Origin of the sequence: Saccharothrix sp. NRRL B-16348, from assembly GCF_001280085.1 — a bacterium.
Lineage (GTDB): Bacteria > Actinomycetota > Actinomycetes > Mycobacteriales > Pseudonocardiaceae > Actinosynnema.
In genome coordinates, this window is sequence record NZ_LGED01000269.1 from 203649 (window position 1) to 217455 (window position 13807).

The 13807-nt window shown below is 72.4% G+C and carries 11 protein-coding genes; 3 read left to right on the plus strand and 8 right to left on the minus strand.

What is annotated here, in order from left to right; genetic code table 11:
* Positions 1-10: 10 nt before the first annotated feature.
* Positions 11-1606 (plus strand): glycoside hydrolase family 13 protein, encoded by a 1596-nt coding sequence (locus tag ADK67_RS45835; protein WP_082404833.1) that lies wholly within the window; start codon positions 11-13, stop codon positions 1604-1606.
* A 109-nt stretch (positions 1607-1715) separates the two neighbouring features.
* Here the strand turns inward: ADK67_RS45835 and ADK67_RS45840 are convergent, their stop codons facing one another.
* From ADK67_RS45840 to ADK67_RS45865, 6 genes are all read right to left on the minus strand, one after another.
* Entirely contained in the window at positions 1716-4799 is a 3084-nt protein-coding gene (locus ADK67_RS45840) for an AfsR/SARP family transcriptional regulator (RefSeq protein ID WP_053722895.1), read from the minus strand.
* Positions 4800-4883: 84 nt separating this feature from the next.
* Entirely contained in the window at positions 4884-5510 is a 627-nt protein-coding gene (locus ADK67_RS45845; RefSeq protein ID WP_053723001.1) for a hypothetical protein, read from the minus strand.
* Positions 5503-5934: an acyl-CoA thioesterase gene (locus ADK67_RS45850; RefSeq protein ID WP_053722896.1), complete on the minus strand. Its 432-nt coding sequence runs from the start codon at positions 5932-5934 to the stop codon at positions 5503-5505. Before ADK67_RS45850 ends, ADK67_RS45845 begins: the two co-directional genes overlap by 8 nt.
* Before the next feature lie 50 nt (positions 5935-5984).
* Positions 5985-6911: a DNA glycosylase AlkZ-like family protein gene (locus tag ADK67_RS45855; RefSeq protein ID WP_053722897.1), complete on the minus strand. Its 927-nt coding sequence runs from the start codon at positions 6909-6911 to the stop codon at positions 5985-5987.
* The gene (locus tag ADK67_RS45860; protein WP_197289928.1) at positions 6908-7900 is read right to left on the minus strand and encodes a LacI family DNA-binding transcriptional regulator; all 993 of its coding nucleotides are present in this window, start codon (positions 7898-7900) and stop codon (positions 6908-6910) included. Before ADK67_RS45860 ends, ADK67_RS45855 begins: the two co-directional genes overlap by 4 nt.
* Before the next feature lie 11 nt (positions 7901-7911).
* Entirely contained in the window at positions 7912-9480 is a 1569-nt protein-coding gene (locus ADK67_RS45865) for a glycoside hydrolase family 13 protein (protein ID WP_082404835.1), read from the minus strand.
* Positions 9481-9697: 217 nt separating this feature from the next.
* On the opposite strand from ADK67_RS45865, the gene ADK67_RS45870 reads away from it, so the two are divergent.
* Positions 9698-11260, plus strand: a complete 1563-nt coding sequence (locus tag ADK67_RS45870; RefSeq protein ID WP_231648695.1) for a carbohydrate-binding module family 20 domain-containing protein — start codon at positions 9698-9700, stop codon at positions 11258-11260.
* A gap of 55 nt (positions 11261-11315) precedes the next feature.
* Here ADK67_RS45870 and ADK67_RS45875 read toward each other — a convergent pair whose 3' ends face one another.
* Positions 11316-12170: a helix-turn-helix transcriptional regulator gene (locus tag ADK67_RS45875; protein WP_053722901.1), complete on the minus strand. Its 855-nt coding sequence runs from the start codon at positions 12168-12170 to the stop codon at positions 11316-11318.
* Between the two features lie 140 nt (positions 12171-12310).
* Here ADK67_RS45875 and ADK67_RS45880 point away from each other — a divergent pair, with 140 nt between their 5' ends.
* Complete coding sequence (locus tag ADK67_RS45880) at positions 12311-12997, plus strand: SDR family NAD(P)-dependent oxidoreductase (protein WP_053722902.1); 687 nt, start codon at positions 12311-12313, stop codon at positions 12995-12997.
* Positions 12998-13107: 110 nt separating this feature from the next.
* On the opposite strand, the gene ADK67_RS45885 is transcribed toward ADK67_RS45880, so the two are convergent.
* Positions 13108-13641, minus strand: coding sequence for a response regulator transcription factor (locus ADK67_RS45885; RefSeq protein ID WP_053722903.1), 534 nt, complete (start codon positions 13639-13641; stop codon positions 13108-13110).
* Positions 13642-13807: the final 166 nt, after the last annotated feature.

Genomic DNA, 13807 nt, shown 5'->3' on the forward strand with positions numbered 1-13807 from the left:
ATGACTCCTCGTGCGACGATCCTCCGATCTACAACCAGAGATCGCCGACGAGTCCGCCTGGTGGCGTGACGCCGTCTTCTACCAGGTCTACGTCCGATCCTTCGCCGACGCGAACGGTGACGGCGTGGGCGACCTCGACGGTATCCGCTCCCGGCTCGGCTACCTCGAACTGCTCGGCGTGGACGCCCTCTGGCTCACGCCGTTCTTCACCTCGCCCATGGCCGACCACGGCTACGACGTGGCCGACCCCCGTGACGTCGACCCGCTGTTCGGCGACCTGGCCGCGTTCGACCGGCTGGTCACCGAGGCGCACGCGCACAACCTGAAGATCACGATCGACCTGGTCCCGAACCACACCAGCGACCGGCACGCCTGGTTCCAGGCCGCGCTGCGGGCCGGGCCGGGCTCGGTCGAGCGGGACCGGTTCGTCTTCCGCGACGGCGGCGGGTTCGACGGGTCCGTGCCGCCGAACAACTGGTCGAGCCAGTTCGGCGGGCCGGCGTGGACCCGGGTGGCCGACGGGCAGTGGTACCTGCACCTGTTCGCGCCCGAGCAGCCCGACCTGAACTGGGACAACCCGGAGGTCGCCGCCGACCTGGCGCGCACGCTGCGGTTCTGGCTCGACCGCGGGGTCGACGGGTTCCGCATCGACGTGGCGCACGGCATGGCCAAGCCCTACGGGTTGCCGAACATCGATCCGCGGGTCGAGCTGGGCTCGGGCATCCTGCACGACAACGCGCTGGACCCGCGGTTCGACAACGACGGGGTGCACGAGATCCACCGGATGATCCGCAAGGTCATCGACGAGTACCCGGGCCGGATGGCCGTCGGCGAGATCTGGGTCAAGGACGACGAGCGGTACGCCCGGTACCTGCGGCCCGACGAGCTGCACCTCGGCTTCAGCTTCGGGCTGCTGCAGGCGCCGTTCGACGCGGACGCCGTCCGCTCGGCCGTCGAGCACGGGTTGGGCGCCGTCCGGAGCGTGGGCGCGCCCGCGACCTGGACGCTGTCCAACCACGACGTGCCGCGGCACGTGACCCGGTACGGCGGCGGCGACCTCGGTGCGCGGCGGGCGCGGGCGATGACGCTGGTCGAGCTGGCCCTGCCGGGTGTGGTCTACCTCTACAACGGCGAAGAGCTGGGCCTGCCGGACGTGGAGCTGCCGGAGTGGGCGTTGCAGGACCCGATCTGGCTGCGGTCCGGGCACACCCTGCGCGGTCGCGACGGGTGCCGGGTGCCCGTGCCGTGGGAGGGCGACACCCCGCCGTTCGGCTTCACCCAGGGCGTCACCACGTGGCTGCCGCAGCCGAACGAGTGGGCCGGCCTGACCGCCGAGTCGCAGCTGGAAGACCCCGAGTCGATGCTGTCGTTCTACCGGCACGCGCTCGAACTGCGGAAGTCGCAGCCGGCGTTCAACGGCGACGAGCTGGAGTGGTACGGCGCCCCGCCCGGGTGCTTCGCGTTCCGGCGCAAGGGCGGCGGGCTGATCTGCGCGCTGAACACGTCCGGCGGCCCGGTGCCGCTGCCGCCCGGCGAGATCCTGCTCGCCAGCGGTCCGATGGACGGCAACCAGCTGCCGCCCGACACGGCCGTCTGGCTGGTCTGATCCCCGGCTGATGTGGGGAGGCGCGGACCCCTCGACCGCGCCTCCGACCACCGCTGTCGCGTGGGCGGCATCCTCGGGGCCGGGCCTCAAAGAAAACCAAAAGTGCCGGTCAGGCGATGGCGTGCGAGTTCGGGGGCAGGGGCCGGGACGGCTCGCCCGCTTCACGGCAGCCGTGGGCGCGGAAGATCGACTCGGCTTCGCGGCGGGCCGCTTCGGCGGCGGCCGGATCGCCCGACGCGGACAGCGCGGCGGCCAGGTCCCGCAGGGTCCTGGCCCGCCACACCGGCAGGGACAACGCCTCCCACCAGTGCAGTGAACGTTCCAGGTAGCGGCGCGCCACCTCGGGGCGCAGGCAGGCCAGCTCCAGTTCGCCGAGCGTGCGCAGCACGAGGGCCTGGCCGAAGCCGTCCTGCATCTCGTTGCACGTGCCGAGGCATTCGAGCAGGTCGCTGCGCACGGCGTCGCCGCGACCCTGGCGGAGGCGGACCTTGGCCAGCGCCTGGGTCGCGTAGGCGGACATCAACCGGTCGCCGAGGGGCCGCAGCAGCTCGACGGCACGGGCGGCGTGCTCGGCCGCCACGTCCCAGCGGCCGGCGGCGCGGTGCACCATGCTCACCGACCGCAGCGCGATCGCCTCACCCCGGCGGTCACCGGCGGCGCGGTAGGCCCGGACGGTCTGCTCGCACACCTCCAGCGCGAGGTCCAGGTCGCCCTGCTCGGTGAGCACCCGGCCCAGCCCGTGTGACGCCTGCGCGACCAGGTGCTCCTCGTCCAGCTCCCGCAGCACGGGCAGGGCCAGGTCGAGCAGTTCCCGCGCCCGGGCCAGCTCGCCGTGCTCGCGCAGCACCGTGCTCAGCGCCAGCCGGGTCGACGCCTCGCCCTTGGCGTCGCCGCCCTGCCGGTAGGCGTCCAGCGCCTGCCCGTAGTACGACGCGGCCTCCTCGAACCGGTCCTGCTCGTACCGCAGCCAGCCGAGGCCCGACAACAGCCGCGCCTCGCCCGCCCGGTCGTGTGCTCGTCGGGCCGCGTCCAACGCCGCAGAGTGCGTGCGCCACCACTGGCCGAACAGGTTCCGGACGGAGAACCGCGAGGAGCACAGGGCTGCGGCGAGCCTGGTCGCCACGTCGGTCAGGTCGAGTTCGCTGACCCGTTCCACCACCTCGACCAGGCCCGCCTGCTCGGCGTCGAACCACGCCTCGGGGTCGGCGGCGACCTCGGCCGCCGTGTCCCGGTCCAGGTACCTCGGGTCGGGCGCGGTGCGCTCCCGGTCGAACGCCGTGTGCGGCATGTGGCTGCCGGCGAGGTCGACCAGGGCCAGCCAGGCTCGGGCGGCACGTGCGCACGCGGCCTTGACGGTGGCCTCCGGTTCTTCGGCCTCACCGCGTTCGTGGGCGAACGCCCTGGTCAGGTCGTGCATCCGGTAGCGGAGGGCGGTGCCGCCGTCGGTGGTGGCGAGGTCGAGCAGCCGTGAGTCGACCAGGCGTTCCACCACTTCCTCGGCCTCACGGGGGTCGCAGTCGAGCAGCGGCGCGACGAGCCAGCCGCCGAACGTCGTGACGCCGAGCAGCCCGAGTCTTCGCAGCGCGGCGCGTTCGCGTTCGGCCAGGCCGTCGTAGCTCAACGCGAGGCTGCCGCGCACCTCCAGGTCGCCGAGGGTGAGTTCGCGGAGCACGCGCCGCTGCACGCCGAGGCGTTCGGCGAGGCGGGCGAGCCGCCACTGCGGACGGGCGGCCAGGCGTGCGCCCGCGATGCGCAGGGCCAGCGGCAACCGGCCGCAGAGCCGGACGATGGCCTCGGCGGCCTCCGGTTCGGCCGCCACCCGGCCGTCGCCGACCACGCGGTCGAGCAGTTCCAGCGCCTCGGGGTCGGGCAGCACGCTCAGGTCGAGCTGGGCCGCGCCGCCGAGCGCGCCGAGCCGTTCGCGGCTGGTGGTGAGCACGGCGCACGTCGCGCCACCGGGCAGCAGCGGCCGGACCTGGCGCTCGTCGCGGGCGTCGTCCAGCACGATCAGCACCCGTCGGTCGGCCAGCAGGGTGCGGTAGAGCTGGGCGCGTTCGGCCGGATCGGCCGGGATGGCTTCCTCCGGTGTGCCGAGCGCGCGCAGGAACCCGGCCAGCACCTCGGCCGGCTCGGCGGGCACGGCGCCGTCGCCGCGCAGGGTCGCGTACAGCTGGCCGTCGGTGAAGTGGTCGCGCACGGCGTGCGCCACGTGGGCGGCGAGCGTCGACTTGCCCGCGCCCGGCTGGCCGGAGATCGCGCACACCCGCACCGCGCCCGTCGGCCCGGTCAGGTAGGCCACCAGGCGGTCCTGCTCGGCCACGCGGCCGGTGAAGTCGGCGATGTCGCACGGCAGCTGGCTCGGCGTCGGCGGACCGGATGTGGGTGGTCGGCCGGAGCTGTGTGGCGGTCGGTCTGCAGTGGGCGGTGGGGCGGACGGGCGCGGTGGTTGGTCGGCGGTGGTCGGTGGGTCCGGCTCGCCGCGCAGGACGCGTTCGTGCGTCGCGCGCAGGGCCAAGCCCGGTTCGAGGCCGAGTTCGTCCAGCAGGATGCGCCTGCCCTGCTGGTAGCAGGCCAACGCCTCGGCACGCCGACCCGCCTGGCCCAGCGCGAGCATGAGCTGGCTGCGCAACCGTTCCCGGAGCGGGTTCTCCGCCACGGCCACGCTCAGCTCGGCGATCAGCGACTCGCCCCGGCCCAGCGCCAGGTCGGCGTCGAAGCGGTCCTCCAGCGCGCCGACGCGCAGCTCCTCGAGCCGGGACCGCTCACCTTCCGCCCACGAGCCCTGCGCGCCGCCCAACGGGGTGCCGTGCCAGTGGCCCAGAGCGGCGGCGAACCACGCGGCGGCGGCTTCGAGGTCGCCCTCGGCCAGCGCGCGGCGGCCCTCGCCCACCTCCGCGGTGAACACGTGCAGGTCGACCTGGTCGGGCCGGACCGACAGCAGGTAGCCGCCACCGGACCGGACCAGCACGTCGCCCAACGCGCGGCGCAGCGTCGAGACGTAGGTGTAGATCGCCGAACGGGAGTCGCCGGGTGGCCGCTCGCCCCACAGCGCGTCGACCAGCTTCTCCAGGGACACCACGCGGCCGGCGTTGACCGCGAGCAACGCCAGCAGCGTCCTCGGCTTCGGCCCCCCGACCTCCACCGGACCGCCCCCGGCGCGGACCCGCACCGGCCCCAGCACCCTGAACTCCATCGCCGGACCCCCTGCTCCCCCGACCAGGGTAGCCGGCGGGTCCGACACCGGACCTCGTTCAGCCCGAACGGGCCGGGCCCCGCCTCAGACGAGCAGCGGCAGCATGGAGTGGCGGCGGCGGACCACCGCGCCGAACCGTGCGTCGATGCGCAGCCACGAGTCCGTGGCCGTGATGCGCACGTCGTCACCGCCCAGGAAACCCATGCCGGACAACGCGAACAGGCACCGCATCGGCACCTTCACGTCCAGCCCGGAACCGCTCACCGTGATCACGGTCTGGTCCAGCAGCGAGGCGGGCGGCGTGCCGCGCGGGCCCGCGTTCTCCCGCGCCACCTCCACGCCCTTCTCCGCCAGCTCCGACACCACGCTGCCGGGCAGCCGGTCCACCGGCAGCCAGCCCGCCACCGGCGGCAGCGCCGAGCGCCACATCATGTCCCGCGCCGGACCGGGGTCGACGGTCTCGCTGCGCACCACGGCCAGACCGGTGAGCAGGTCGGTGCCGGACACCGTCACGTCGCCCGGCGCGATCTGCCCGGCCACGGTCCGGGTGGCCAGCGTGTCGAACGGGGTCGCCACCCACGCGTCGACCAGGCCGCCGGACGGGCGGTTGCGCAGCCGCACCACGGCTTGGCCGTCCAACCGGACGGCGCGCGCGACGAACGCGCCGAGGTCGTCCCGCTCGGCGGGGTCGGCGAGGACCAACTCAGGCACCATTACCTCCGGCACGCCAGCCCGCGAGGAAATCGCGCTCGGCTTCGAGAAGACGGCGCGGGCGTCCGGCCGTCAGGTTGTACGGCACCATGAGGGTTTCCGCCGTCGTGACGACGGCGCTGCCCTCCTGGCGACCGCCGCGGACCGTGTAGTCCAACGTGAACGACGCGGACTTCAGTTCCCGCACGGACAGCTCCACCACGATCTCGCCACCGGTGAACACCACCGGCGCGAGGTAGTCCACCACCAGCCGGGCGACGACCATGCCGTGCGACATCTCCGGCACACCGTGCCTGGCGGCCTCGGTGAACAGCAGGTCGATGCGCGCCTCTTCCAGCAGGGTCACCGTGTTGGCGTGGTTGACGTGGCCGAACGCGTCCATGTCCGACCAGCGCGGGCGCACACCCGTGACGAACACACCCAAGTTGAACGCGCCTCCCGCGGTCGATGCGTGGCAGTGACCTTATCCACGTGCTATCCCCAGGTTAAGCGCACGTCCACGTCGAGGAATCGCCCCAGGTCGGCGACCTCCGCCGCGACGTCCGGGCGCTCCGCCGAGTCGTCGAACGGCCGCACGGTGACCAGCCCGCCGTCCCGCCGCCAGACCGCGACGACCCGGCCGTCCACGACGACGTGCGGGGTGAGGAAACCGCCGCCGGTCTGCACGAGCGGCGCGTAGTCGGGGTCCAACGCCAAGGAGCGGTCGCGGTAGCCGAGCAGGTACGGGTCGAAGTGGCCGAGCAGGCGGACCGCGCCGGTCGGCTCGGCCGGTTCGTCGGTCACCTCGGGCAGGTCCTTGAGCTGCCGCTTGGGCAGGCCGCTCCAGGCCGCGAAGTCGTCGGGCGTGGCCGGTCCGTAGGCACGCCGGTAGCGCCGCCACAGCTCGTCGACGCCACGGGGTTCGGCCTCGATCCGCAAGAGCCGGTAGGTGTCGTCCATGCCCCGGCACAGCACGCCGGAGTTCGCGGCGAACGCCAGCAGGTGCGCGGGCGCCTGGGACTTCGGGTCGAGGACGATGCCGACGTCGGCCAGGCGGCGCACCAGCTCGGCGCGTTCCAGCGGCTCGGTCAGGACTTCGCGGAGCGCCGGGAGCGTGCGCGCGCACAGTTCGTCGGTGAGGCCGAGTTGTGCGCGGCGACGTCGTCCGGCGGCGATGAACGTCGGGCCGAGGAGGGGCACGACCCACAGGTCGTCCCGGTGGAGCAGGTGGAGGGTGCCGCGCATGGCCCACGTGCGCACCAGAGGGCCGTCGAGGGACCTCACGCCCCGGGCGCGCGCTGCGAGCCGTGCCGCGGGGACGTCCTGGGCTTGCAACGCGAAGACGGAGGCGAACAGGTCGGCCACGTCGGCGGCCGGGTGCGAGAGCCGCTGGGCTCGCATCCGTTGGGCGAGCACGGTCATCTGGGACGGGCGCCCGTCGAGCCGCGCACCACCAACTCCGGCTGGAACACGAACTCCGCGTGCGGCGCGGGCGTGCCGCCGATCTCCTCCAGCAACGCGTGCACGGCGGCCTGCCCCATCGCCTCGACCGGCTGGCGGATCGTCGTCAACGGCGGGTCGGCGAACACGATGAGCGGCGAGTCGTCGAAGCCGACGACGGAGACGTCCCGCGGCACGTGCAGGCCCCGCTGGCGGGCCGCGCGGATCGCGCCGAACGCCATCAGGTCGCTGCCGCACACGATCGCCGTGCAGCCGCGGTCCAGCAGGGCGTTCGCCGCCGCCTGGCCGCCCTCGACCGTGAACAGGGAGTGCTCGACCAGGTCGGAGGCCTGCGGGCGGACGAGCGTGAAGCCCTCCACCATCCGCTGCGCGGGCACGAACCGCGGCGGGCCAACGGCCAGGCCGATCAGCTCGTGCCCGAGTTCGACCAGGTGGGTGACCGCCAGCCGGACGGCCGCCCGGTTGTCCACCGAGACGAACGGCGCGGACACCTGGTCGGTGTAGCCGTTGATCATCACGAACGGCACGCCGCGCCCGGCCAGCTTCACGTACCGGTCCTTGTCGGCGGTCGTGTCGGCGTGCAGGCCGGAGACGAACACGATCCCGGTGACGCCCCGGTCGACCAGCATCTCGGTCAGCTGGTCCTCGGTGGAGCCGCCCGGCGTCTGCGTGCACAGCACCGGCGTGTAGCCGTCGCGGGTCAGCACCTGCTCTATGACCTGTGCGAACGCCGGGAAGATCGGGTTGTTCAACTCGGGGGTGATCAACCCGATCAACCCGGCGCTGCGCTGGCGGAGCCTGGGCGGGCGCTCGTAGCCGAGCACGTCCATCGCGGCGACCACGGCCTGGCGGGTCGCGGCCGAGACGCCTGGCTTGCCGTTGACCACTCGGCTGACCGTCGCCTCGCTCACGCCTGCCTGGGTCGCGATGTCACTGAGCCGCGCTGTCACACCGGGTGACTCTACGGGCGCGAGAGCCACACGGTCGTGTCCGGCGGCACGAGGACGTCCGCGTCTTCGGTCGCGCAGCCACCGGAGGCGAGCAGCACCTCGCCGTCGGCGGGCAGCCGTGCCACGTCCGGGCCGAAGTTCACCACGCACGTGAACCCGCCGCGGCGGAACGACAACACGCCTTCCGGCACGTCCAGCCACTCCACGTCGGAGCCCGCGCCGAGGTCCGGGTGCTCCCGTCGCACGCGCAGCGCGCCGCGGTACAGCTCCAGCACCGAGTTCGGGTCACCGAGCTGGCTCGCCACGCTGAGCCCGCCCCAGTCGGAGGGCTGCGGCAGCCACGAGCCGCCGTCGCCGAAGCCGAACGACGGGCCGTCCGCCGTCCACGGGATCGGCACGCGGCAGCCGTCACGGCCGCGGTCGGTGTGGCCCGACCGCTCCCACACGGGGTCCTGGAGCACGTCCTCGGGCAGGTCCAGCACCTCCGGCAGGCCCAGCTCCTCGCCCTGGTAGACGTACGCGCTGCCGGGCAGCGCCAGCATCAGCAGCGCGGCGGCACGCGCCCGCGCCACGCCGCCGTACCGCGTCACGTGCCGCTGCACGTCGTGGTTGGACAGCACCCACGTCGTCGGCGCGTCGACCGGCCTCATCGCGGCCAGCGAGTCGTCGATGACCTGCTTGACGTCGGCCGCGGTCCACTCGGCGGTCAGGTAGTGGAAGTTGAACGCCTGGTGCAGCTCGTCGGCGCGCAGGTAGCGGGCGGTGCGCTCGGGGCTCGGCGTCCACGCCTCGGCCACGCCGATCCGGCTGCCCGGGTAGGAGTCGAGCACCTTGCGCCAGTCGCGGTAGATCTCGTGCACGCCGTCCTGGTCGAAGAACGGCAGCGCCTCCGTGCCCAGCAGCTTGAGGTGGCCGGGCGTGCCGACGTCGGGCAGGCCGTCGGCCTTGACCATGCCGTGCGCGACGTCGATGCGGAAGCCGTCCACGCCGAGGTCGAGCCAGAAGCGCAGCACGTCGAGGAACTCGTCGCGCACCTCCGGCTGGTCCCAGTTCAGGTCCGGCTGCTCGGGCGCGAACAGGTGCAGGTACCACTGGCCGTCGGGGACCCGGGTCCACGCGGGGCCGCCGAAGACGGACTCCCAGTCGTTGGGCGGCAGGTCGCCGCGGCCGTCCTCGCTGTCGCGGCCGTCGCGGAAGTGGTAGCGGGCGCGTTCCGGGGAGCCCGGCGCGGACTCCAGTGCCTGCCGGAACCACGCGTGCTGGTCGCTGGTGTGGTTCGGGACCAGGTCCACGATCACCCGGATGCCCAACTCGTGCGCGTCCCGGACGAGCGCCGCGGCGTCGTCGTTCGTGCCGAACAGCGGGTCGACGGTCCGGTAGTCGGCGACGTCGTAGCCGCCGTCGGCCATCGGCGACCGGTAGAACGGCGTGATCCACACCGCGTCCACCCCGAGGTCGGCCAGGTAGGGCAGCCGGGAGCGGATGCCGGGCAGGTCACCGACGCCGTCGCCGTCCGAGTCGGCGAAGCTGCGCACGTAGACCTGGTAGATGACGGCCTCGCGCCACCAGTCCTGCGTCATGGGGTGTCCTTCCGGATCGGTTCCGCCGGAGGGCAATGAAATACTTTGCAAGTGTTTTCAGCAAGTCTGGCAGCTGGTATGACCTAGAGCACATCCCTGCCAGCTAGGAGACAACGTGGTTTCCGCAAGTCGACGCGCCTTGGGCGCGATAGTCGTACTCCTGTTCAGCCTTTTGGCGGTTCCGCAAAGTTTTGCGGCGCCGCCGTCCGCGAAGGACGTGACCGCGACCCTGTTCCAGTGGCCGTTCGCGCGGGTCGCCGCCGAGTGCACGAGCGTGCTCGGGCCTCGCGGCTACGGGTTCGTCGAGGTGTCACCGGCCACCGAGCACATCCAGGGCGGCCAGTGGTGGACCTCGTACCAGCCGGTCAGCTACCGCATCGCCGGACGCCTCGGTGACGAGGCCGCGTTCCGGAACATGGTGAACACCTGCCACGCGGCGGGCGTCAAGGTCATCGCGGACGCGGTGATCAACCACATGAGCGCCGGGTCGGGCACGGGCACCGGCGGTTCGTCGTACTCGAAGTACGACTACCCCGGCATCTACAGCGACCCGGACTTCCACTCGTGCCGGTCGCACATCAGCGACTACCGCAACCGCGACAACGTGCAGAACTGCGAACTCGTCGGGCTGTCGGACCTGAACACCGGCAGCGACTACGTGCGCGGGCGGATCGCGTCGTACCTGAACTCGCTGATCGCGATGGGTGTCGACGGGTTCCGGATCGACGCGGCCAAGCACATGCCGGCGGCCGACCTGTCGGCGATCAAGTCGCGGTTGAGCAACCCGAACGTGTTCTGGGTGCACGAGGTGATCTACGGCGCCGGTGAGGCCGTGCAGCCCGGCGAGTACACCGGGTCGGGCGACGTCGACGAGTTCCGGTACGCCTACGACATCAAGCGGATCTTCACCAACGAGAACCTGGCGTACCTGAGCACGTTCGGGCAGTCGTGGGGCTACCTGCCGAGCGGCCAGGCGCGGTCGTTCGTGGACAACTGGGACACCGAGCGCAACGGGTCGACGCTGACGTACAAGGACGGGTCTACCTACACGTTGGCGAACGTGTTCATGCTGGCGTGGCCCTACGGTTCGCCGAACGTGTACTCGGGCTACGAGTTCTCGAACCACGACGCCGGGCCGCCGTCCGGCTCGGAGTGCTACACGTCCGGGTGGAAGTGCCAGCACCGGTGGACGCAGATCGCGTCGATGGTCCAGTTCCGGAACGCCGTGGCCGGGACGGCGGTCGTGAACTGGTGGGACAACGGCGGCGACGCCATCGCGTTCGGGCGGGGCAACAAGGGCTTCGTCGCGATCAACCGCGAGTCGTCGTCGCTGACGCGGACGTTCCAGACGTCGCTGCCCGCCGGGTCGTACTGCAACGTGCAGCAGGACGGGTGCGTGGCGGTCGCCGTGGGGTCGAACGGCCAGTTCACCGCGACGTTGGGCGCGGGCGAGGCGTTGGCGCTGCACGTCGGCGCGACCGGGATCGGCAACCCGCCGGCCGGGACGGCGTCGTTCGCGGTGAACGCCACGACGTCGTTGGGGCAGAACATCTTCGTGGTCGGCGACCACCCGTCGCTCGGCGCGTGGAACCCGGCCTCGGCGATCGCGCTGTCGTCGGCCACCTACCCGACGTGGCGGGGCTCGGTGACGCTGCCCTCGGGGACGTCGTTCCAGTACAAGTACATCCGCAAGGAGTCCAACGGCGCGGTGACGTGGGAGAGCGGGACCAACCGGTCCGCCACGTCACCGGTGACGCTCTCGGACACCTGGCGCAACTAGGTCGACGGTCGGCCGGAGCGGGGGCGTGCCGCATGGGCGTCCCCGCCCGACCCGATCAGTTCACCCGGATGCGGCGCTGTTCGGCGGGGCGCTTGGTCGGCAGGTCGGCGGAAGCCAGCAGGGCCAACTTGTCCGCGTCGCCGGACCCGGCGTCCGGGTGGTACACCACGAGCATCAGGCCCTCCGTGCCGCCGATGCCCAGCCGTTCCCGGTTGAGGGTCAACTCCCCGACCTGCGGGTGGTTGATCCGGATCGGCGTGCCGCGCTGCCCGCGCACTTCGTGGCGGGCCCAGAGCCGGCGGAACCGGGGGCTCGCCCGGGACAGTTCCCCGGTCAGCTCGACGAAGCGGGGATCGTCGACGTCGTTTCCCACGGACTGCCGCAGGTTCGCGACGAAGCATTCCGTGACGGCTTCCCAATCCGGGTACAACGCCTGCTCGGCCGGGTCCAGGAACATGTCCCTCAGCTGATTCCCGCCCACCACGAGACCGGGGGAAAGCGCTCGGGCGAGCGAGTTCGAGGCCAGGACGTCGAAATACCTGCCTTCGATGAAAGCGGGCTGGACCAGGGAGTCCAACAGCTTGAGCGCGCCGGGCGGCGGGACCTCCTCGCGTCGGCGCCTGCGCTGCCGCGGCGCCTCCGACACCAACGTCATCAGGTGGGCCACGTGGTCGTCGTCCAGGTGGAGCACGCGCGCGATCGACTCGAGCACCTGCACGGACGGGTTGCGGTCGCGGCCCCGCTCCAACCGCAGGTAGTAGTCGGCGCTGATGCCGGCGAGCAGCGCGACTTCCTCGCGCCGCAGCCCCGGCACCCGCCGGACGCCGACCTCGGGGATGCCCGCCTGCTTGGGCGTCACGAGCTCCCGCCGAGCACGCAGGTACGCGCCGAGGGCGTTCGTCCCGCTCACGAGACCGGCCCGGGACTCGGTGAGGCGGACAGAGGGGGTCCTGTCACACCCCCGGCTCGAGAGGGCTCTGGGTGACGCTCGCAGCCGTGCATAGCGTGGTCAACGGTCAACTCGGACCAGGTATTTCGAGGGAGACGAACGTGACTGTCGCACTGGTCACCGGCGCCAACAAGGGCATCGGTTTCGAAACGGCCCGACAGCTGGTGGAACTGGGGCACGTCGTCTACATCGGCGCCCGTGACGTCGAGCGGGGCGGTAAGGCCGCGGCGGCGTTGGGCGCACGATTCGTGCAACTCGACGTCACCGACGACGAATCGGTGAAGAGCGCGTTGGCGACGATCGGTTCGGACGAGGGCAAGCTCGACGTCCTGGTGCACAACGCGGGCATCCTCGACACCGGAGTGGTCGACGGTCCCACGGCCCTGCGGGTCTTCGACACCAACGCGGTGGGGATCGTGCGCGTCACGGAGGCCGCGATCCCGCTGCTGCGCAACTCCCCGAACCCCAGGGTGGTCACCGTGTCGAGCAGCGCCGGGTCGTTCTGGGCGGTGAACAACCCCGACCGGCCGGAGTTCCACCTGAGGGCCGCGCTCTACTCGGCGTCCAAGGCGGCGGCCACCATGCTGACGGTCCAGTACGCCAAGTCCGAGCCGGGCATCAAGTTCAACGCGCTCGAGCCCGGCTTCACCGCCACCGACATGACCGCGGCGTTCGACGGCGGGAGGTCACCCGAGGAGAGCGCGAGGACCGTCGTGCGCCTGGCGACTCTCGACGCGGACGGTCCGACGGGCACGTTCCAGGACGAAACCGGCGACCTGCGCTGGTAGGGGCGTGCCGACCAGGCCGTCCTCCAGCGCGCGTTGGTACAGCTCCACCGCCGACCCCGCGGCACGTCCCGCCGCCCGGTACTTGCCGCGGATGCGTTCGAGGTAGGTCTTCACCGTGCCCTCCGACAGGCCGAGCGACCGGGCGACCGGGCGACCGCGCGCCGGGTCCGACCCTTCGCGATGCCGAGCAGCACCTCGACCTCGCGGTGCGACAGGAGCGGTCGCCGGGCGGGAACCGCGAGCAGGGTGTCCTGGGCCAGGCGCCGGGTGAGGTAGTGCTCGCCGGCGGCCACCGACACGACGCCTTCCACCAGGTCGGAGAGCGGAGCGCGCTTGGACACGTAGCCCTTCGCGCCCGCCTCCAAGGCGGCCCGCACGACGTCCGGCGACTCGTCGGCGCTGTGCACGATGACGCGGACACCGGCGGCGCGGAGGCCGGCGATGTCCTCCGCCGCCGAGGTGGGCGCCGGGTCGAGCAGGACCACCGCGGGCGGTGGGGCCGGCAGGTCCGCCACCGACCGCACCGCCGCGACGACGCTGATGCGCCTGCCCGGCTGGTGCTCCAGCCAGAGCGCCGCACCGTCGCGGTACATGGAGTGGTCGTCGACCAGCCCCACCTCGATCGGCACGAAGCCGTCCGGCATGCTCGCCCCCAATACCGTCGCTGTCACCCTGTTCGACGCGCGGGAACGCCCACGGTTGCCGACGAGGTGCCGGTCGAACGGCGGACACCCGGTGACGGCCGGACCGCCGACTCGCCACCGACCCGGCCCGCCCGCACTCTCAGGTCCCGTTCAGCAACACCGGGCA

Bases quoted from the DNA above. Each gene is read 5' to 3' on its own strand.
- ADK67_RS45865 (WP_082404835.1), bottom strand. From the start codon at position 9,480: ATGACGCAGGACTGGTGGCGCGAGGCCGTCATCTACCAGGTCTACGTG.
- ADK67_RS45855 (WP_053722897.1), bottom strand. From the start codon at position 6,911: ATGACCGTGCTCGCCCAACGGATGCGAGCCCAGCGGCTCTCGCACCCG.
- ADK67_RS45840 (WP_053722895.1), bottom strand. From the start codon at position 4,799: ATGGAGTTCAGGGTGCTGGGGCCGGTGCGGGTCCGCGCCGGGGGCGGT.
- ADK67_RS45885 (WP_053722903.1), bottom strand. From the start codon at position 13,641: ATGCCGGACGGCTTCGTGCCGATCGAGGTGGGGCTGGTCGACGACCAC.